General features: G+C 36.7%; 18 protein-coding genes and 2 pseudogenes. 19 read left to right on the plus strand and 1 reads right to left on the minus strand.

The genetic code is table 11. The features are described 5' to 3' along the window. Nucleotides 1-134: 134 nt before the first annotated feature. From JCM9157_RS08485 to JCM9157_RS08535, 11 genes and pseudogenes are all read left to right on the plus strand, one after another. The gene (locus JCM9157_RS08485) at nucleotides 135-1,010 is read left to right on the plus strand and encodes a carbohydrate ABC transporter permease (protein WP_035663861.1); all 876 of its coding nucleotides are present in this window, start codon (nucleotides 135-137) and stop codon (nucleotides 1,008-1,010) included. Nucleotides 1,011-1,106: 96 nt separating this feature from the next. Then, complete coding sequence (locus tag JCM9157_RS08490; RefSeq protein ID WP_148296835.1) at nucleotides 1,107-2,210, plus strand: prenyltransferase/squalene oxidase repeat-containing protein; 1,104 nt, start codon at nucleotides 1,107-1,109, stop codon at nucleotides 2,208-2,210. Between the two features lie 73 nt (nucleotides 2,211-2,283). Then, nucleotides 2,284-3,480: an MFS transporter gene (locus JCM9157_RS08495; RefSeq protein WP_035663865.1), complete on the plus strand. Its 1,197-nt coding sequence runs from the start codon at nucleotides 2,284-2,286 to the stop codon at nucleotides 3,478-3,480. A gap of 17 nt (nucleotides 3,481-3,497) precedes the next feature. Next, on the plus strand, nucleotides 3,498-3,809 hold the full coding sequence (locus tag JCM9157_RS08500) for a cupin domain-containing protein (RefSeq protein WP_035663868.1): 312 nt from the start codon (nucleotides 3,498-3,500) through the stop codon (nucleotides 3,807-3,809). A 59-nt stretch (nucleotides 3,810-3,868) separates the two neighbouring features. Further along, entirely contained in the window at nucleotides 3,869-5,398 is a 1,530-nt protein-coding gene (locus tag JCM9157_RS08505; RefSeq protein ID WP_035663870.1) for a glycoside hydrolase family 28 protein, read from the plus strand. A gap of 36 nt (nucleotides 5,399-5,434) precedes the next feature. Next, nucleotides 5,435-6,490: a dienelactone hydrolase family protein gene (locus JCM9157_RS08510; RefSeq protein WP_052013030.1), complete on the plus strand. Its 1,056-nt coding sequence runs from the start codon at nucleotides 5,435-5,437 to the stop codon at nucleotides 6,488-6,490. Beyond that, nucleotides 6,487-7,596 carry a glycoside hydrolase family 88/105 protein gene (locus JCM9157_RS08515; protein ID WP_035663873.1) on the plus strand — a complete coding sequence of 370 codons (1,110 nt, stop codon included), beginning with the start codon at nucleotides 6,487-6,489 and terminating at the stop codon, nucleotides 7,594-7,596. The genes JCM9157_RS08510 and JCM9157_RS08515 overlap by 4 nt, the downstream gene beginning before the upstream one ends. A 126-nt stretch (nucleotides 7,597-7,722) precedes the next feature. Beyond that, a complete protein-coding gene (locus tag JCM9157_RS08520) occupies nucleotides 7,723-8,253 on the plus strand; it encodes a hypothetical protein (RefSeq protein ID WP_035663876.1) in 531 nt (176 codons plus the stop codon). 31 nt (nucleotides 8,254-8,284) lie between these two features. Then, nucleotides 8,285-8,944 carry a YesL family protein gene (locus JCM9157_RS08525; protein WP_035663878.1) on the plus strand — a complete coding sequence of 220 codons (660 nt, stop codon included), beginning with the start codon at nucleotides 8,285-8,287 and terminating at the stop codon, nucleotides 8,942-8,944. Nucleotides 8,945-9,374: 430 nt separating this feature from the next. Then, nucleotides 9,375-10,666: pseudogene (locus JCM9157_RS08530) on the plus strand (Gfo/Idh/MocA family protein). Nucleotides 10,667-10,687: 21 nt separating this feature from the next. Further along, a complete protein-coding gene (locus JCM9157_RS08535) occupies nucleotides 10,688-11,641 on the plus strand; it encodes a sugar kinase (RefSeq protein WP_035663881.1) in 954 nt (317 codons plus the stop codon). An 80-nt stretch (nucleotides 11,642-11,721) separates the two neighbouring features. Here JCM9157_RS08535 and JCM9157_RS08540 read toward each other — a convergent pair whose 3' ends face one another. Further along, nucleotides 11,722-12,705, minus strand: a complete 984-nt coding sequence (locus tag JCM9157_RS08540) for a LacI family DNA-binding transcriptional regulator (protein ID WP_035663882.1) — start codon at nucleotides 12,703-12,705, stop codon at nucleotides 11,722-11,724. 176 nt (nucleotides 12,706-12,881) lie between these two features. On the opposite strand from JCM9157_RS08540, the gene JCM9157_RS08545 reads away from it, so the two are divergent. The 8 genes and pseudogenes from JCM9157_RS08545 to JCM9157_RS08575 all read left to right on the plus strand — a co-directional run bounded on the left by JCM9157_RS08545 (nucleotide 12,882) and on the right by JCM9157_RS08575 (nucleotide 20,289). Beyond that, entirely contained in the window at nucleotides 12,882-13,850 is a 969-nt protein-coding gene (locus tag JCM9157_RS08545; protein WP_035663884.1) for a bile acid:sodium symporter family protein, read from the plus strand. 90 nt (nucleotides 13,851-13,940) lie between these two features. Continuing rightward, nucleotides 13,941-15,436: pseudogene (locus JCM9157_RS08550) on the plus strand (UxaA family hydrolase). Nucleotides 15,437-15,476: 40 nt separating this feature from the next. Further along, nucleotides 15,477-15,725: a mannitol dehydrogenase family protein gene (locus JCM9157_RS25720; RefSeq protein WP_148296836.1), complete on the plus strand. Its 249-nt coding sequence runs from the start codon at nucleotides 15,477-15,479 to the stop codon at nucleotides 15,723-15,725. A gap of 26 nt (nucleotides 15,726-15,751) precedes the next feature. Further along, a complete protein-coding gene (locus JCM9157_RS08555) occupies nucleotides 15,752-17,002 on the plus strand; it encodes a tagaturonate reductase (protein ID WP_268870934.1) in 1,251 nt (416 codons plus the stop codon). A gap of 25 nt (nucleotides 17,003-17,027) precedes the next feature. After that, complete coding sequence (locus JCM9157_RS08560) at nucleotides 17,028-17,663, plus strand: bifunctional 4-hydroxy-2-oxoglutarate aldolase/2-dehydro-3-deoxy-phosphogluconate aldolase (protein WP_035663887.1); 636 nt, start codon at nucleotides 17,028-17,030, stop codon at nucleotides 17,661-17,663. A 136-nt stretch (nucleotides 17,664-17,799) separates the two neighbouring features. Then, nucleotides 17,800-18,240, plus strand: a complete 441-nt coding sequence (locus JCM9157_RS08565; RefSeq protein ID WP_035663889.1) for a peptidylprolyl isomerase — start codon at nucleotides 17,800-17,802, stop codon at nucleotides 18,238-18,240. A gap of 68 nt (nucleotides 18,241-18,308) precedes the next feature. Next, entirely contained in the window at nucleotides 18,309-19,226 is a 918-nt protein-coding gene (locus JCM9157_RS08570) for an NAD(P)/FAD-dependent oxidoreductase (protein ID WP_035663891.1), read from the plus strand. Between the two features lie 394 nt (nucleotides 19,227-19,620). Continuing rightward, nucleotides 19,621-20,289, plus strand: coding sequence for a hypothetical protein (locus JCM9157_RS08575; protein ID WP_035663893.1), 669 nt, complete (start codon nucleotides 19,621-19,623; stop codon nucleotides 20,287-20,289). Nucleotides 20,290-20,296: the final 7 nt, after the last annotated feature.

Here is a 20,296-nt window from a genome sequence, read left to right on the forward strand (position 1 = left end):
CTTTTGAACCAAAGAAAAGGCTGAACTTGTCTTTTCGAAAAGCTCGAAGTTCAAAAGGTGCCCTTCCTTTTGAACCAAAGAAAAGGCCGAACTTGCCTTTTTGAAAATCTATCAAACTTAAGGAGGAAAAAATAATGGTTGGAGACAAGTCATTTGGCAGTCGACTATTTAACTTTACGAACCTAACAATACTTGCAATCATTGCATTGCTTTGCGTATTACCTTTCATACATGTTCTAGCAGCATCATTTACGACAAGTGCTGAAATAGCTGAAAAACGTTTTGTATTAATTCCAACAGTGTGGAGTCTAGACGCTTACCGTTATATCTTCTCAACTGATACGGTTATGCGAGCGATGATGGTGTCGATCGGAGTTACATTAGGTGGAACGGCCTTTAGTATGTTTTTATCAACGTTAACGGCTTATGGTTTATCTCGTCAGGATTTGGTAGGAAGAAGATTTATCATGTTCTTTATTGTGTTTACGATGTTATTTAATGGGGGAATGATTCCGACCTTCTTGGTTGTACAACAAACAGGATTACTTAACTCATTAGCAGCTCTAGTTATACCTGTCGCCATAAACGCATTTAATATGATTATCCTAAAAAGTTTCTTCCAAAATCTACCTGCTGGATTAGAAGAGTCAGCAAAAATTGATGGCTGTAGTGATTTTGGAGTTCTATTTAGAATTGTTATCCCATGCTCAATGCCAGCAATAGCAACGATTTCTTTATTTTACGCGGTGACGTATTGGAACACGTACATGCATGCCATTTTATATTTAAGTGATTCTTCAAAATGGCCAGTTCAAGTGTTATTAAGACAAATTGTCGTATTGGCTAGTGGATTGAATTACGATGGTGCAGAATTTACAAGCGTTCCACCACCTGAAATTACTATTAAGATGGCGGTAATCGTGGTTGCTACAATCCCAGTCTTGATTGTTTATCCATTCTTACAAAAGTACTTTGCTAAAGGTGCGTTAATTGGATCTATGAAAGGCTAAGTTTACTTGATTAGCGGAGGACTATTTTAAAAAAAAGCCGCAACTTGCTTGCGGCTGGATGCTTTTTAATACAAGAAAGCAGGTGAAAGAATGGGTATGAATACGAACAAATTTCAACAAGTTCTAGACCAAATCGACCAACAATTTGAAGGTGTATTTCAATGGCTGGCAGGACAATATGATCCTGGGACAGGCGGTTTTTATTATGCAAGGAGTTCTGTTTCGGATCATCGCTTCATCCCAGACATTGAATCAACAGCGCAAGCTTTAAACATTCTTATCCGAAACGATCTTCTAAAGTTGATGCCAGAACAGATGAGAGAACAAATGATCAGGTTTTTCCAGAATAAACAAGAAGCCAGTACTGGTTTTTTCTTTGATGAAAATCCTGCTATGAAAAAAGATGAGGTTATGGTCCATCGAGCGATAGGCTATAGTGTTCGCTCATTGGAACAAATCGGGAGCAAACCGCTTTTTTCGTTGCCAAGAGAAGCAAATACGGCTCCGAGCTATACTAATACACCGGAAACCTATCTACAAAAATGGAAAAGCATCGATTTGCGTAATAGTTGGAGAGGGTGCGATCTTTTAGCGACCTCATGCGTTTATATGGGTGAAATGTCGGAGAAAGAGCGAGAACCCTTTTTAAAAGTAGCCGTCAATTATTTAGCTTCGATACAAGATCAGGAAACTGGATTATGGGGACAAGGAAGTTTATATAATCGCCTTTCTGGCACATTTAAGCTTCACACATTTTATAGTAGGTTCCAGATTCCGATGCCCAATACAGATAAAATCTATCAAAGCATTTTAACATGTCTACGAACAGAGGAAGCGATTGATATGTGCTACATCAGAAATCCAATTGATCTTCTATCATATATGAATATGGACATTCCAGAAAGTGAACTAGTGGAAATTTTAGAAATTACCGCAAATAATATGAGTAATTTAAAAAGAGAAGATGGCGGTTTTTCTAGAGAGTTACATGCCTCACCACCAGCTCCCAATGTTGCACAAGTGAAAAAAGATGAGGTTTATCCTAATATGCCTGAAGCGGTTTGTTTAGGTAAGGGGCTGATTGAAGGAGACATGAATGCAACTACACAAGCGACTTTGATTAGATTGCAATGCTTTAAATTAACCGGTCGCGAATCGAAGCCTATTAAAAATAGTCAAGAGTTTTATCAGTTCCTTTAGCTTGTTCATTGTAAAGTGAGCAAGAAAGTCAGTCTAGTTGCCAAGCTTGAATGGGAGAGAAGTGTTTTAGTACATGAAACTACTTAGTTTACCAAAAGAAAAGAGATTGTCTGAACAAGCTGTTCTTACACTTGTGAACCACACCATCTTTCAATTTGGAAACTCATTATCATTAATTTTTATTAATCTTTATTTATGGCGATTAACAGAAAGCTTGGTAGTCAATGGACTTTTTAACTTAAGTGCTCTTTTAGCTCAAGCAGTCGCTACGGTATTGATTGGGAAAATCGCAAAGCAAAAAGGTCATCTGTCCATTTATCGTTATGGTATTTTCTTAACTGCTTTCTTTTATCTTTGTATAATTGTGACCCAAGAAAACATGGTTCATTATTTTGTTTGGTTTGCCTTATTAAGAGGGATCTCACAAGCAGCTTATTGGTTAAGTTATTTTACGCTTGCACATGAAGTATCTAATAATGAAAATCGCCATCGCTATCTTGGTTGGAACCAACTTTTGATGGGAGTAGCTAATTTAATAGGGCCTGCTGCAGCAGGGGTTGTCATCAGTTTGAGTACAGAGTTAACGGGCTACTCGATCGTTTTCTCTACTGCATTTGTTATGTTCATAATAGCTACAATTGGAAGCTTTCGTATTCAAACAGATGAGTCCCATCATAAAGCATATTACATGAAGTACCTTAGGCAAATGATCAAGAAAAAGCCTAATTTTATCAGAGCTCTTATCGGTTGGTTTGTTATAGGATTCCCTCAAGGAATATTAATGTATATCCCACCGATTTTACTTTTTTCTATATTTCCTGATGAGAGTTTCATAGGTTATATGAATATAGTCTTTCTGAGTTTGTCAATTATCGCGAGTTACATCATTTCGCGAATAGCCCATCATGAGTCAACTAAGGTATATTTATTGATCGCGGCTATCGGATTTTTGTTTTCAACGGTGTTTTTAATGTGGGAGATTGCGATCTGGTCTGTGGTGTTATTTATGTCTGTTCATTCGTTATTTAAACCTTTGCAAGCAAATACGTATGCAGTCTATTATTTCACTTGGCTTGACCAACTTCCGCTTAAGGAACATTTCCGAGTGGAATCCGTTGTCCTGCGTGAGACAATCATTAATTTTGGGAGAGGTTTAGGGATCATTATATTTATGGTTTTTTCAACTGATATAAATCCAGTCACTATACCTTGGATTTTAGTTTTCATAATGGCAGGGCAACTGTGGATTCCATGGCTTGCTAAAGAATAATAGAAGGAGGAGATAAAATGTCTCGAAGCGGAGAGTGGGAAACGGTAGCTATTGGAGTCAAAAGAAAGATACATCCACCTGGTAAGCAGTTAATGTTAATGGAAGTGGAATTTGAAAAAGGAGGAGTAGGTGATATTCATAGTCATCCTCACGAACAATACACCTATTGTTTAGCCGGGAAATTTGAATTTACTCTAGGAGAGAACACTCATATCCTAAATCAAGGAGAAACACTTTATATCCCAGGAAATGTTGCTCATGGTGTAGTGGCACTTGAGTCAGGAGTTTTATTAGATACCTTTAGCCCATTAAGGGAAGACTTGCTTTAAATGTTCCCGCTGTTTGAGAAAAAATTAGAAAGTCAATTATTTAGGAGGTCCACAATCACATGTCGATCTACGATATTACAAACTTTGGTGCTAAAGGAGATATGGTTACAGATAATAGTGAAGCCATTGGTTTAGCAATTGCAGCTTGTTCGGACGCAAATGGAGGAACCGTTTATATTCCTGCAGGTACCTTTTTAACAGGCCCTATTAAGTTAAAAAGCAACATGACTTTATATGTCGAGTCTGGTGCTATTGTTTTATTCAAGGATGATTTTAATGCTTATCAGCCGGAGATTACAAGATGGTCAGGTTATGAATGTTATGGATATTCTCCGTTAATTTACGGAAATGGATTGAAAAATGTGTCCATTAAAGGTCAAGGTAAATTCGATGGTCAAGGAAAATTATGGTGGCAAACATACCACAGCATTAAAAAAGGGGAACATTACTCTTCTTCATTAACAGAAAAACTAATTGAGTTAAATAAAAGCAAACTCGATACTTCTACGAATTTAGTAGAGTGGGAAACACAATTTTTACGTCCGCCATTGCTACAGTTATTTAATTGTGAACAAGTAACAATTGAAGGAGTTACGCTAGCTAATTCTCCTTTTTGGAACACACATCTTGTTTATTGTAATCATGTAAGTGTACGTAATGTAACGTTTAAAAATCCGTCGACGACTCCTAATGGAGATGGATTTGATATAGACTCTTGTTCAAATGTACGTGTGTCTGATTGTCATTTTGATGTAGGTGATGATTGTTTATGTTTGAAATCTGGGATAAATGAGGATGGTAGGAGAGTCGGTAGACCAACTGAAAATGTAACGATTACCAATTGTACGATGCAAGCTGGACATGGTGGAGTTGTGATGGGCAGTGAGAACTCAGGAGGAATTCGAAATATAACCGTTTCAAATTGTGTATTTATTGGAACAGATCGTGGCATTCGGATAAAGACAAATCGTGCGCGAGGAGCATACATCGAAAATATTCTAGTGAACAATATATTTATGGAAGATGTCTTTTGTCCATTAGCAATAAATTCGTTTTACCGTTATGGTGTTGATGAAACTGATTTGTTATTAACAAAACCTGATGCGATTCCAGTAACTGAAAAAACACCGAAAATCAAGCATATTCAAATTAGCAATGTTACTGCTAAAAAGTGCAGGGCTGCTGCTGCTTTTATTTATGGCCTACCGGAGATGCCAGTCGAAGATATTTCGCTAAGGCATGTAACTTTTGAGATGACGACAGACCCAAACGAACAGGGCGGAGAACCAGACATGGTAAAAGATGAGATTCATATGGCTGGTGATGGAATTTATTGCAAGCATGTTTTTGGAATGGAATTGCACCGAGTAAGGGTTGAAACAAGGCAAGGTTCTGCATTATCAATGGAGAACGTGTCTAATGTGGATGTGGATCATCTTATTATGAACAATATCCATCCCGAAACCCCCGTCGTTACGCTTAAAAATGCAAAGAATGTTTATTTATCAGGAAGGCAAGTGACCGAGGTAGAAGGTTATTTACATGCAGAAGATCATAGTTACCAAGATATTATTGTAAGTTGCAACTGAAATTTTCATTGAAGTATATAGGCGGAGGAAAATGAAATGTGGTCACCAGATTCATTTTTAAACCAACTTTATAACGAGGTCGTTTATACCCATGTCCAAACATACGACTTAGAGTGGAAAAAAAAACTGAAATCCCGTTTAGACGAAGTATTAGGCGATTTTACAAGTGTAAAAGTAGAGGGACAATCGGAAATATTAGAAATGGTTGAACAGGAAGAGTATGTCCGGTTAAGAGTTCTCTTGACAACCGGAACATCATTGAAAATGCCTTTATATGTTTTACTTCCAAAGATGAAAGCACAAGAGAAAAGACCGGCTGTGCTAGCTCTTCATGGCCACGGTTATGGTAGTCGAGAAATTGTTGGTTTACACCCAGGTGGACTAAATAACAAGGGAGACCCGGGAATTCATAGAAATTTTGCAGTTGAACTAGTGAAAAAAGGGGTTGTTGTCGTGGCCCCAGAATTAATCGGGTTTGGTGATCGAAAACTAAAAGGAGATCAGCACGCTGAGTCTGCTCATGCTAATTCTTGTTTTCAGATCGCGAGTCATTTGCTCTTATTAAACAAAACGTTAGCTGGATTAAGAGTGTTTGAATGTAGGCGGGTCTTAGATTATATGGAAAGTTTGGTAGAGATAGATTTTGAGAAAATTGGCTGCATGGGGTTGTCGGGAGGGGGACTCGTTGCTGCTTTCACTGCAGCACTTGATGATAGAATTAAGGCAACCGTTGTTAGTGGGTACGCGAATACATTTAAAGGAAGTGTCTTATCTAGAAAACATTGTCTAGATAATTACTTACCAGGGATCTTACAATATGCAGAACTTCCTGAATTAATAGGATTAATTTCTCCTAGAAAATTGTTTATAGAAGCGGGAGTGAACGTTCATCTATTTCCCGAACAAGAAGTCGAAGTAGCTTTAATAACACTACGGGAGATTTATAAATCAGATAACGCTGAACAAGCTTTATACAGTCATTTTTTTGATGGAGGTCATGAAATCTGTGGGGACAGATCTTTTGACTGGCTAGTAAATGCTTTAGGAAAATCAACCAATTATAGAGGTAGTTACAAGGAGGAAAACAAATGACAAATCAAATAATGGTAAACGGCAAAAAAGCTTTAGAATGGGCAGAAAAGGCCAGTCTTAGTTTAATGAATCAATTTGAGCCAATCATGCTTCCACCAGCGAATAGGTGGCACTATCATCAAGGTGTCTTTCTATGTGGTGTGCATAGTGTCTGGCAAGAAACACAAAAAGCAGAGTATCTTCAGTATTTTAAAGGGTATGTAGATAAATTAGTCGATGAGAATGGGAACTTCTATTTTGAAAGAGATCAATTAGATGCGATACAACCTGGCTTGTTGCTTTTGCCACTTTATGAACAAACAGGTGAAGAGAGATATAAGGTTGCAGCATCAAAACTACGAAATCTACTTAATACGATAAATAAAACGAGTGAAGGTGGCTTTTGGCATAAAGATAAATATCCTTATCAAATGTGGCTTGACGGTTTATATATGGCAGGACCGTTTACAGTTAAGTATGGTCAACAGTTTAATGAACCAGAATTAGTTGAACTTGTTTTAAAACAGGAAGAATTGATGAGAAAAAATACAAAAGATGATCGAACAGGTTTATACTTTCACGGATGGGACGAAAGTGGAAACACACCTTGGAGTGTTCCGGATACTCATACAGCACCAGAGGTTTGGGGGAGATCACTTGGCTGGTATGGGCTAGCAGTCGTTGATATAATTGGTATGCTGCCAGATGATCATCCTAAAAAGGCTGAGTTGATAACGGTACTTCAAAGTTTAATAGAGAATCTAGTCCGATATCAAGATGAGGAAACTGGTTTATGGTATCAAATTGTGGATAAAGGACATCTCGAAGACAATTGGTTAGAAAGTTCTTGCTCAAGTCTGTTTGTATATACAATTGCCAAAGCAGTTAACGAGAATTACATTGATCCAAAGTATTATGAAAATGCGAGAAAAGCTTATGAAGGTATTATTTCACGTTATATCGAAGTGGATGAAAATGATAACGTAAAATTGACTGGAATCTGTATTGGGACATCGATTGGAGTTTATGATTATTATATTAATAGAGAAACATGCGAGAATGATTTACATGGTGTAGGTGCTTTTATTTTAGCTTCAATGCAAATATACAGACAAGAAGCAAAGTAAGATTTTTTAAACCTTCCAGTGTGTCTATGAAGAGAGGGAATTGATAGGTTTTCCCTCTCTAATGGATAAATAATGATATAATTAGATAGACAACTAGAGTATGAATATGAAAGGAAGGTTTAAAATTTGAATAGACTTTTGCACGTACTTATACCTATTGTTTTCATTGTTATTATAAGTGGCTGTAGTAACAATGAAGATAAGACTCATGTTTTGTTTATTTCTTCGATCCCACATACTTTAGCTGAGGAAGTTGAAGATGTCGTTTCAAGCGCTGTTCAAATGCACGAGGATCTTCGAGTTCAAATGCACCCGATGTCGTATGAAAGATTGATGGTTGAAATCGCTGTCCATAATGGTGAAATTTTATTTCTAGATGAACAATTAATGTCTGCAGCATATGACCCTACTGGACTAGTACCATTAGATGAGATCTTAAATGATGAGTGGGAATCATTAATACCTGACGACTACAGAGCAGTTGATGAAAAAACCGGTCAAACCCATGTATACGCGATTCCTTTTAACAATGACTCTTCGTTTCTAGAAAACCTTGGTGTTGAACTCGAAAACCCTTTAGTAGCAATCGTTCCCATATACGCAGAAAATAAAGCGTTTTCAATGGAGCTTTTGCAGTATATAATGGAAACTAACTAATAAGCTAGTTTAGTGAAAGTAGGAATGACCAATGGAAATGAATGGATTCATGGGCAATTTTTATCGAATTAGTGTGTTTATTTCAAGGTTAGCTTATATCAATGTCCTATGGATTATGTTTACATTATTAGGATTAGTGCTATTTGGTTTAATGCCAGCAACTGTTGCAATGTTTGCTGTGATAAGAAAGTGGATCAATGGGACAGAAGATTTCCCTATGTTTAAGACATTCTGGCAAAACTATAAATCAGAGTTTGTAAAATCAAATATCTTTGGGTTATTTTTTGCTTTTCTAGGCTATATTTTGTATGTGAATTTCCTCATCGTAGCTGATCAAGTTCTGTGGATGACAGTTGTTAGGTATATATTACTCGTTATATGCATTTTATATATTATTACAGTTCTAATGTTTTTCCCTGTTTATGTGCATTTCAAATTAAAAGGGGCAGAGTATTTAAAAACAGCTCTCTTTCTAGGAATGGCCTATCCGCAATATACGATTGTCATGATTCTTGGAATTGTTGGAATTCAATATATTATGATGTATCTACCAGGATTAATTCCTTTTTTTACAGCAAGTTTAATCGGTTACGTTATCACAAAGATTGCTACGATTATCTTTAAAGTTGTAGAGAGAAAAAGTAAAGTAGCAGAAGAACAACAGAGGGCTGAGGAAATACAAGTTTTTTAGGTTAAAAGTATCAGAGGGGACTTTCCTTATCTTATATTAGTTTAATGTTCTTCAATAATTGTTACTATGCTTTATGAAATTTTAAAATTGTAATGGAGCGGAAGGCACTTGACTCCTGCGGGAAGTGAGAAAAAGGCAAGACCACACAGACAAACGTCGTGGGGGCTTGGCTTACTCCCCGCAAAAAGCAAGGTGGCCACTTAAAAAGGGTGGTTTTCTCTCTTTTTAAGCTGGCTTGTTAAGCAACGTGTGGAGCCATTGCTGCTTCCTTGACTCTGCTAAAAAGGACTTTTTCAGTGGCCTCAAAAGCAAGTGCCTGCAGCGTAATGGAACGGAGCTGTAGGGGAAATTACCTAATGAACAACAAAGTTCAAAAATAGTTTTGTTTAATACTAATAACAACGTTGTTATAAAAATAGGAGGTTTACCTATGGAAAGAATTGTCGTATGTGGATTAAGTAACCGGGCTTTAGGAATGTTTATTAAACCAGTGATTGAGAAGTTCGCTCATACAAACAAAATAGTAGGATTTTTAGATATTGATGAAACACGTGTTGAGCTATGTAAAGCTAGATTTCCTGAATTAGTAGACGTTCCGTTCTACTCACCGATCCAGTTTAGTCAAATGGTCAAAGAAACGGAGGCTACAACCGTTATTGTTACAAGTCGGGATGATACTCATGTTGAATACATTATTCAAGGGTTAGAACATGACTTGAACGTGATTAGCGAGAAGCCGATGGTGACTACGAGTGAAGATGCAACAAGAGTGATGAAGGCGGAGGAAGCTAGTAAAGGAAAAGTGATCGTTGCTTTTAATTATCGGTATAACCCGTTTCATCGTAAAATTAAAGAAATGATTCTTGAAGGCAAGATTGGTAGAGTAACATCAATTGACCTGAATTGGTATATTGATACGTATCATGGAGCTAGCTATTTTAAACGGTGGAATCGAAAGAGAGAATTTTCAGGTGGATTATCCGTTCATAAGTCAACTCATCATTTTGATTTGGTGAACTGGTGGATTGATCAATTACCAGAAGAGGTATTTGCTTATGGAGCGTTGAATTATTATGGAAAAGAGGGAGAGTTGAACCCAAGCCCTGTAGATAACAGGTACTGTGGAACTTGTCCTGAAAAAAGAGCATGTGATTATTATACCCGTTGGTCTAACCGAACTGATTCAGTCTCTGTCCGCGATGATCATATTAAAGCGGAATCGAAAGAAACGTATCGCAATTACAGACCAGATGCCTGTATTTTTGATCATGAAATTGAGATTGAAGATACATATGTCGCAACTGTAAAATATAATAGAGGGGCTCTATTAAGCTACTCTATTAATTTTTCATTGCCATATGAAGGATATCGTTTAGCGATTAATGGCACTAAAGGTAGAATCGAAACACAAGAATTTCACGAGTTAAGTAGAGTGCCTTTTCCAGTCCCTGAACAGACAATTGATTATTTTCCTTTATTTGGATCTAAGGAAGTTATTCATGTCGTTCAAACAGAAGGTGGCCACGGTGGAGGAGATCCAATTATCCAAGAAGACTTATTTCTTGGACCAGATCCATTTAGATCGTATGAAATTCTTGCAGGTTCAAAGGCTGGAGCTATTCAATCGCAGTTGGTGAAGCAGTTTGGAAATCGAGTCAACAAAATCAGCCGATTAAGATAAATCAACTTCTTAGAAACCTTGAAATGGAAAGAAATTATTAATTTAGCTGGGGGTAAATACTAATGGATGTAGTCACAATTGGAGAATCAATGGCAGTCTTTAGCCCAGAGTCCTCTCCTTTAATGCGTTATGCCGCAACGTACTCACGAAAATTCGGCGGAGCTGAATCAAATGTAGCAATTGGCTTGACAAGACTAGGGCATGATGTTGGTTGGATAAGCAAAGTGGGTAATGATGAACTAGGAAAAGGGCTTCTATCGTTTATTAGAGGAGAAGGTGTCGATGTTAGTCAAGTGAAGATTGAACACTCCGCACCGACTGGTCTTTATTTTAAAGAAGTAAGAAGCGCAAGTAATGTTCGTGTTGAATATTACCGTAAAGGGTCAGCGGCTAGTAAACTAACCATCGAGGATTTAAATGAAGCTTATATCGCTAAAGCTAAGTATATTCATGTTACAGGAATTACTCCGGCACTTAGTGAAAGTTGCTACGAAACCATCATACATATGATTAAGGTTGCAAGGGAAAATGAAGTAAAAGTAATCTTTGACCCGAATTTAAGAAAGAAATTATGGTCAGAAGAAAGAGCAAGAGAAGTTTTATTAGAAATTGCAGCTCAATCGGATATTGTCATGCCAGGTGTGTCTGAAGGAGAATTTATGTTTGGAGAAACCGATCCGGAGAAATTGGGAGAGCTTTTCTTGAATCACGGTGCATCTTTAGTTGTTATTAAAGTAGGGGCAAAGGGAGCTTATTATTTTACGAAAGAAGAAAGTAAGTTAGTTCCTGGATTCCCAGTGGAACAAGTCGTTGACCCTGTTGGTGCTGGTGATGGCTTTGCAGCTGGAGTTATTTCTGGATTATTGGATCAGTTACCCTTGACTAGAGCAGTTGAAAGAGGGAATGCCGTTGGTGCAATGGCGACTCAAATACCAGGGGATTTCGAAGGTTTACCTACAAGAGAAGAAATTGAGCAGTTTATGAATTCATCAGATTCAGAAGATATTAATAGGTAGTTATAAAATCAACCTTTAAGTTGCGAAGAGGATGTCTAGGAAGGTAATTAACCTTCCCGGACATCCTCTTCGTTTAAAAACTATTTATTTACTGGAGAACAAGAGTCAATGATGTTTAATTCAGGATCTAATATAATGGTTTCGTCAACCGGCTCATCCTCCATGATGGCAAGTAGAGTCTCACTAATTTTTTGAGAAATTCGACTAATAGGGACACCGACAGTTGTTAATTGTACTTCTAGATTTTCAAATTGCGGAATATTATCATAACTTATAATAGAAAGATCGTCAGGAATTTTTAGTGAAAGCTCGCTTGTCGCACGAAGAATTCCACGTGTCAGGTCATAGCTTCCACTTATAATGGCTGTTACTGGAATGTCTTGTGATAACAGATTTTTTGCTGCTAAATACCCATCATACACTTCAAGTCCTTTTGTAGGAATAATAAAATTAGGTAATTCTAATTCATTATCTAATTTCATTGCTTCAAGAAACCCGGTCAATTTATCTTTTTGTAAAGGATCTGTTAAGTCACCAATGAAAGCAATATGCTGATGCCCGATGTCTTGTAGATAATTGGCAGCTAATTTAATGGCAATTCGACGATTAACATCAATCGTAGGAAATCGTGAATTAGCTTGTATTCCGTAATATACAATTGGTATAGTTGATTTAATAGTTGAATGTTGAATGGCATCTTCATTCTCTCCAAAGACTAAAATGGCATCAACTTGAAATCGGTTAAATGTGGCGATAGCAGATTCAGTTTTATTAATAGATAGCAATGTTGTGTACGAATGCTTTTCAAGTAGATCATTTATTTGGGTAATTAAAATGGCTGGCGCAACCCTTTCAACACTTGGCCAAACGACACCTACTGTAAAAGATTTTTTCTGGACGAGACTTCTAGCCGCAACATTTGGTTGATATCCTAATTCTTCAGCTATTTTTAATATTTTGGTTTTAGTTGGTTTCTTTACAAGAGGGCTATCTCTAAGAGCCTTTGAAACAGTAGAATAACTGACTCCAGCATGCTTAGCAATATCCTTTATTGTCACACTCATCATAATCCTCCATTACACTAACAACGTTGTTAACCTTTTTAGTTATTATATCAAGAGAATTGAATATAAAAAAGGTCGCTCTTTAGATTTTATCTAATAAGTAAGAACATGTATGTATAAATTGAGTTAATCCTATGAAACTAACTTTAATTTGAACGATTGGAAAGGAGAGAACCATGTTAAACAAAATCAATCTACAATTAGAAAGAAAGATGCCCTTTATTACTCCTTTTGGGGTCTTAGTAGGCCTTTTATTAGCAAATGTTTTGCATTCTTGGGGATTCATTGTCCCGTGGATTTTTGCTTTTATTACGTTATCAAGTAGTATAGGCATAAAGTTAGAAAAATTAAAGCAAGCTATTCTTCATCCTGGGCCAATCTTTTTAGCGTTAGGCATCATCCAAATAGTCATGCCCTGTTTAGCCTATGTTTTAGGACACTTGTTCTTTGCTGGTGATCCTTTGACAATCGTAGGGCTCATACTTGCTTTTGTGATTCCAACAGGTGTAATTAGCTTGATGTGGGTATCTATCTATAAAGGAAATTCTTCTGTCACACTGTTAATTGTTTTACTAAATACGCTACTTGCACCGATAGTTATTCCATTTTCACTTTATCTTTTTGTTGGTACTTCAATTGAAATCAACACAACTAGTTTAATGACTAGCTTATTTTGGATGATTGTAGTTCCTTCGCTGCTTGGAATTGCTTTTAATTATCTTCCTATTACTAGAAATCGAGATTTGAAATCAACTTTTGCACCTTTCTCAAAGATTTGTTTGTTTATAGTGATTGCGATAAACAGTTCTGTTGCGGCACCAGTACTAGCATTTGATTGGAAACTCATTCAAATTGCATTAACCGTTTTCTGTTTAGCTTCTTGTGGTTACTTATTAGGAGCATTAGCTGGAAGATATTTGAATTTGAAGAATGAAGTCGTTATTAGTTTACTTTTTAATAGCGGAATGAGAAATGTTAGCGTAGGAGCAACAATTGCTATTTTATATTTCCCGCCCAAAGTATCTGTTCCAGTTGTATTAGGAACCCTTTTTCAACAAGTGTTAGCAGCTAATTATGGTCGAATTCTAACAAACTATATAAAGAAAAAAGAAAAAGACAAGCAAGAGCTGAAAATGGTCAATTAAAAAATTGACAATTTAGCAAACCTTTAATAAAATTAAAATAACAACGTTGTTATTTCAAGTCCTTAATGAAAATTAATTTAGGAGGTCAATATGGGCTCATCTTATATTTTAGTAAACAAGGCTGACAATGTAGTTGTGACTCTTAAAAACTATGAAAAAGGGGAAACTCTAACCGTACAGGATCATAATATTACGTTAAAAGAAGAAATTCTAGTTGGTCATAAAATAGCCATTAAGAAAATAAAAAAGGGTGAAAATGTTATAAAGTACGGGTTTCCGATCGGGCATGCGAAGGAAACTATCGAGGTTGGAAACTGGGTTCATACGCATAATATACAAACTAATCTGTCAGGAACGCTTAATTATTCTTATACTCCTAATCTTGAAGCGAGTTTACCAGTCAATTCAAAAGAGAGAGTATTTAAAGGGTATAAAAGAGCAAATGGAGAAGTAGGAATTCGCAATGAAATTTGGATTATAAATACGGTAGGTTGCATTAATAAAACGGCTGAACTTCTTGCTAAAACAGCCGATCGTCAATACCAAGGTCAAGGTATCGATGGCATATACCATTATCCTCACTTATTTGGCTGTTCTCAGCTCGGCGATGACCTTCACAACACACAGAAAATTTTAAGTGATCTAGTACATCATCCGAATGCTGCTGGTGTTCTAGTTCTAGGCTTAGGTTGTGAAAATAATCATATCGCTGAATTTAAAAAGGTAATTGGGGATTTTGATGAGAATAAAGTAAAATTTTTAGGTGTTCAAGAAGCTGATGACGAGCTTGAGGAAGGCTTAACTTTATTAGATGAACTCGTTTTATACGCACAACAGTTTAAGAGAGAAGATGTTCCTGTTTCTAAATTAAAAATAGGATTAAAATGTGGAGGTTCTGATGGCTTTTCTGGAATCACAGCTAATCCACTAGTAGGGTCATTTTCAGATAAACTAATTTCACACGGTGGTACGTCGATTTTAACAGAAGTCCCAGAAATGTTTGGAGCAGAAACACTATTAATGAATCGGGCAAAAAATGAAAAGGTTTTCAATGAGATTGTTAACTTGGTGAATGATTTCAAACAATACTTCCTTAAACATGATCAAGTTGTTTATGAAAATCCTTCCCCAGGCAATAAAAAAGGCGGGATTACAACATTAGAAGAAAAGTCTCTTGGTTGTGTGCAAAAAGGCGGATTTGCCCCAGTAAATGACGTTTTGCCATATGGAGGCAGAGTGACAAATCCTGGTTTAAATCTTGTCCAAGGCCCTGGTAATGACTTAGTTTCTGTTACAGCATTGGCTGCTTCAGGTGCCATATAGTTATTTTCACTACAGGTCGAGGCACTCCTTTTGGGGGACCTGTACCAACTGTTAAGATGGCAACTAATACAGCTTTAGCAGAGAAAAAGAAAAACTGGATTGACTTTAATGCAGGCGAGTTAGTAAACGGAAAGAACATGGAAGAATTAACGGAGGATTTATTTGAATATATTTTGAAACTTGCTTCTGGTGAAGTTCAAACCAATAATGAGAAAAATGGCTTTAAAGAGATTTCTATTTTCAAAGATGGCGTCATTTTATAGTGCTTATCCACTAAAAACTTAAGAAGTAGGAGTGAGTTCTATGCAAAAGCTAAACCAGTCAATAAAACAAGATGATCTACCTATTCATGTCAGCTATGAATTTCATGATAACTTACCAGAAAAGATTATTCAATTTGGCGAGGGAAACTTTTTAAGAGGATTCGTTGACTGGATGATTCATGAGATGAATAAGAAAGGGCTATTTAACGGAAAAGTTGTCGCGATTCAGCCTACTCCTCACGGAAAAGTTGTTCCGAAGTTAAAAGCTCAAGATTGCTTATACACCTAGCATTGAGAGGGATTGAGAATGGCAATGTGATTGAGAGTAATGAAATCATTTCTTCCATTTCAAGGGCCATTAATCCATATAGTGATTGGGATCAAGTGTTGAAAATAGCTGAATCACCTGATTTAGAATTTGTTTTTTCCAATACGACAGAGGCTGGGTTAACTTACTTAAAAGAAGATTTTGACCCGCAGACATCTCCTTTGTCATTTCCAGGTAAAGTTACGGCATTCTTATATCACCGTTTTCAAGTATTGAAAGGGGAAGCTAGTGCTGGGTTAACTCTTATTCCATGTGAGTTAGTTGAAGGAAACGGAAATGTTTTAAAGGAGCTCGTTATTAGATACGCAATAGAATGGAACTTGCCAACTATATTTGTTTCTTGGTTAGAAAACGATAACCAATTTTGTAATTCATTAGTGGACCGAATTGTAACTGGTTATCCAAAAGACAATATAGAGGAATACAATGAATTGCTAGGTTATGAAGATATGTTATTAACTGCAGGTGAGCCATACCACATGTTTGCTATTGAAGCAGGTAACGATGTTGCCAAACGTTTGCCCTTAGATCAAGCAGGCTTAAATGTAAAATGGGGAGATGTAACTCCATATCGTGAGCTAAAGGTACGACTATTAAATGGTCCACATACGATGATGTTTGCAGTTTGTTATTTAGCGGGAGTAGATACGGTATTAGAAGCTATGGAAGATCCAATCCTTCGAAAATATGTGGAGCAAGGAATGAAAGATGAAATTATCCCAACAGTTAAAATGGATGAAGAGGAAAAGAGACAATTTGTAAAGTCTGTCATTGAGCGCTTTTTAAATCCTTATAATAAGCATTTTTTAGCTGATATTGGTATGAATGCTGTCTATAAATTTAAGTCGAGATTAATTCCGTCTTTGCTTAATTATGTTGAGTTGAAGCAGTCTCTTCCTCGCTCTATCGTTTTTTCACTTGCTGCACTTATTTATTATTATCGTGCCGACCGTCAAGAAGGAGACTTTTTAATTGGCAAAAGAGGGTCAGATGAATATATCATTCGTGATAATAGAGAGGCAATTACTGCATGTAAAGAAGCGTGGGACCATTTTGATGAAACTCAAGAAGGAATCCAGAGACTCATTAAAGAATTATTAGAAAAGGATGAACTTTGGGGTCAGAATCTAAATGAGATTTATGGGTTACAAGAAATGGTTAGTTTTTATCTAAATCAGATTTTAAAGGATGGTATGAAACTTACTGTAAGTAAATTACTTGAAACGGTTGTAAAATAACAAGAAAGTGAGCTGGAGAGAAGAGATGAATTTATTTGAGCAAATTACCGAGAGTGGAATCGTTGCGGTTATCCGCGGTTCAAAACTAGAGAATATAGTTGAAATTGGAAGAGCGTTAAGAGAAGGAGGGGTAAAGGCATTAGAAATTACTGTTGAAACTCCGCAAGCAATGGCTATTATTGAAAAAGCAGCCGTAGAGCTTGCAAACGAAGATGTCATAATTGGGGCAGGCACTGTTTTGGATCCTGAAACAGCTCGGTCAGCGATTTTATCAGGGGCAAAATTTGTTTTTTCACCAACTGTAAACGCGGAAACGATTAAAATGTCAAAGCGCTACGGAGTACTAAGTATCCCTGGGGCATTTACACCAACTGAAATTTTAACGGCTTATGAAAATGGAGCAGACTTAATTAAAGTATTCCCTGCTGGTGTCGTAGGACCTTCTTATATAAAAAATGTAAAAGGCCCATTACCACATATTCCTTTAATGGTGACTGGAGGAATTGACTTAGATAATGCTGCTGACTACATAAGAGCTGGAGCAGTAGGTTTAGGGGTGGGAAGTACGCTAGTACCATCAAAAGTTGATGAAGCTGCTATTATATCGATAACGGAGAAATCAAAACGATTTGTAGAAGCTGTTAAACAAGCGAGAGCGTAAGAAAGAAAAGCTGTTTGAGTATTGTTAACTCGGCAGCTTTTTTAGTTTCTCTCTTTTAGTTGTTATTTCTGATTTCACATTGGAAAGTGAATCGTGTACAATAAGGTGGATTAAACGAAAATTGGAGGCTATACATATGGCGAAAAAAGGTTCTATCACATTTGAAAATGGAGAAAAGCTTGTAATTGACTTTTTTCCAGATGCAGCACCTGGACATGTTGAAAATTTTGAAAAGCTTGCGAAAGAAGGATTCTATAACGGCTTAACATTCCACCGTGTAATCCCTGGATTTGTTGCTCAAGGTGGTTGCCCAACAGGAAATGGTACGGGTGGACCAGGTTACACAATTAAGTGTGAAACAGCTGGTAATCCTCATAAGCACGTTGCTGGTTCTCTTTCAATGGCACATGCAGGAAAAGATACAGGTGGAAGTCAGTTCTTTATCGTTCATGAACCACAACCGCATTTAGATGGCGTTCATACTGTATTTGGACAAGTTACTGAGGGTCTTGATTCTGTTTACCGTATAAAACAAGGTGACGTTATGCAAGAAGTAAAGGTTTGGGACGAAGAATAGTATATCGTTAATGATGGAAGGGCAGACTAGGTCTGCCTTTTTATTTTGCCTGTACAAGGAGGAGAAAGATGAAACAAAGAACAGTTGATGTTGTCGTGGTTGGTGGAGGTCCAGGTGGATTAAGTGCAGCATTAGTACTTGGGCGCTCACTTAGGAGTGTTGTCGTCATTGATGCCGGTCACCCGCGTAATGAGGTAACCCATGAATCTCATGGATTTTTAACGAGAGATGGGATAAAACCATTTGAACTGCGCGAGTTAGCTCATGAGCAAATGAAAAAATATCCTAAAGTATCAATTATTAAAGATTTAGTTGAAGATGTTTGGAAAGTAGATGATCATTTTAAAACGACAACAAGAGAAGGTGCTATTATTTACAGTAGAAAATTGATCTTTGCGACAGGTTTAAAAGAGGATATACCTGATATACCTGGTCTGGATGATGTATATGGAAAATCAGTTTTTTCGTGTCCTTATTGCGATGCTTATGAACATCGAGATCAACCTATTGCACTAATTGGGAACAAAAAAGAACTCATTCACTACATCCGCTTAATCTATAACTGGAGTAGAGATTTAGTTGTCGCAACTAATGGACCGGCTTCACTCACTGAAAAAGAAAAAGAAGAGCTAAGAGAACGAAAAGTCCGCTTAGTTGAAACTCCTATTAAAGAAGTGTTGTTTCAAGATCGTGATTTGCACCAACTCGTGTTTACAGATGGAGAAACGATCAACAGGAAAGCTGGATTTATTGTTAATACTGGAGCAAAGCAGGCAACTATGCTTCCTGAAAAATTGGGAGTCCACCTAAATGCACAGGATGGTTTTGAGACGAAGGAACATGGCTCAACAAAGGTCGATGGTCTGTTTATTATTGGCGATGCGGCCAAACGTTTTACTGGCCTAATGGGGGCTGCTAGTGAAGGGTACGAAACAGGAGTTTTTATGAATAAGCAGTTTGTTGAAGAAGATTGGATTAATGAGTAACGTCAAGCCTGAAATTCCTTGGAATTTAGGCTTTTTTCTGTTGTAGGAAAAAAGACGGCAAGGTATATTCACCTTCATTATTTATGCTAGCTTGAAATGTTAAAATTTAGTATGATAAGAATAGAAAATTATGAATAATAATTGCTTATATGGAAACAATAATCTAATCTTAAAGCTAATATTCAATAAAAGGCAGATCCTAACGAGAGAAATGGGACTGTCTGTTTTTATGAAAGACTGTTTTCGTAAAGAGTGTTGATTTAAAGTAAGTAATTCCTCAAAGTAAAATGGAGCGTAATGCAACGAATATGTAGAGGACACGTAACTCATAAACAACAAAGTATACGAAAATAGCCTTGTGGAATAAGATCACCAAGAAGTGAGGTGCAAACCTGTGAGTAAATATCAATTTCCTGATTATTGGAAAAGAGAAATGGAACAAAGTAATGACTGGTTTTCAGAAAAAAACCAAATATATAAACAAAACAATTTGATATTTCTTGGACAAATCCTTAACTCATACTCGGGTCAACATGAATCTTTTCGTTTGTTGTTACCAAATATTAAAGCGGTTACAGGGTTTGTGCAATACATCTTCTTGCCGACGGCTTTTATTGGTTATTTTACGATTTCTGACATGGATTCCAAGACGATTATGATTGGAGATGAAGCTTTTTCAACTGTTTTAGATCAGCTTCCTTTACGTGATCAAGTCGATGAAGAAGTACTAGTTATAATGAAAGAATTGTTTGAAATGCTTAAATCAAGTTGGAAACAGTCAGACATTGAAATGTTCCACACACTTGAACAAGTATTAAGAAAACTAGAAACGATTGAAATCAATCATATTATTACCTCTTTTAATGTGCTTCGTTCTCCTAGAGTTTTAGCAGATTGGCTTATTAATGAATATGAGAACGAACCAGTCCTTGGAATTACCACTCTAGAAGAAGAAGTGAATATGAACGTCCACGAATTTCTAGAACTAAGCATACAAGCTGAATCTAAACCGTTTCATTCTAAAAAGTTTTTTCATAGCTTGGATCGTGTCATGATTTTATAAAAACCTG

Source organism: Halalkalibacter akibai JCM 9157, assembly GCF_000513135.1.
GTDB classification, from domain to species: domain Bacteria; phylum Bacillota; class Bacilli; order Bacillales; family Bacillaceae_D; genus Halalkalibacter; species Halalkalibacter akibai.

Coding starts and splice junctions, on each gene's coding strand:
- JCM9157_RS08570 (WP_035663891.1), top strand. CDS start 18,309: ATGAAACAAAGAACAGTTGATGTTGTCGTGGTTGGTGGAGGTCCAGGT.
- JCM9157_RS08510 (WP_052013030.1), top strand. CDS start 5,435: ATGTGGTCACCAGATTCATTTTTAAACCAACTTTATAACGAGGTCGTT.
- JCM9157_RS08515 (WP_035663873.1), top strand. CDS start 6,487: ATGACAAATCAAATAATGGTAAACGGCAAAAAAGCTTTAGAATGGGCA.
- JCM9157_RS08535 (WP_035663881.1), top strand. CDS start 10,688: ATGGATGTAGTCACAATTGGAGAATCAATGGCAGTCTTTAGCCCAGAG.
- JCM9157_RS08540 (WP_035663882.1), bottom strand. CDS start 12,705: ATGAGTGTGACAATAAAGGATATTGCTAAGCATGCTGGAGTCAGTTAT.
- JCM9157_RS25720 (WP_148296836.1), top strand. CDS start 15,477: ATGCAAAAGCTAAACCAGTCAATAAAACAAGATGATCTACCTATTCAT.
- JCM9157_RS08560 (WP_035663887.1), top strand. CDS start 17,028: ATGAATTTATTTGAGCAAATTACCGAGAGTGGAATCGTTGCGGTTATC.
- JCM9157_RS08495 (WP_035663865.1), top strand. CDS start 2,284: ATGAAACTACTTAGTTTACCAAAAGAAAAGAGATTGTCTGAACAAGCT.
- JCM9157_RS08525 (WP_035663878.1), top strand. CDS start 8,285: ATGGAAATGAATGGATTCATGGGCAATTTTTATCGAATTAGTGTGTTT.
- JCM9157_RS08565 (WP_035663889.1), top strand. CDS start 17,800: ATGGCGAAAAAAGGTTCTATCACATTTGAAAATGGAGAAAAGCTTGTA.
- JCM9157_RS08505 (WP_035663870.1), top strand. CDS start 3,869: ATGTCGATCTACGATATTACAAACTTTGGTGCTAAAGGAGATATGGTT.
- JCM9157_RS08490 (WP_148296835.1), top strand. CDS start 1,107: ATGAATACGAACAAATTTCAACAAGTTCTAGACCAAATCGACCAACAA.
- JCM9157_RS08500 (WP_035663868.1), top strand. CDS start 3,498: ATGTCTCGAAGCGGAGAGTGGGAAACGGTAGCTATTGGAGTCAAAAGA.
- JCM9157_RS08545 (WP_035663884.1), top strand. CDS start 12,882: ATGTTAAACAAAATCAATCTACAATTAGAAAGAAAGATGCCCTTTATT.
- JCM9157_RS08485 (WP_035663861.1), top strand. CDS start 135: ATGGTTGGAGACAAGTCATTTGGCAGTCGACTATTTAACTTTACGAAC.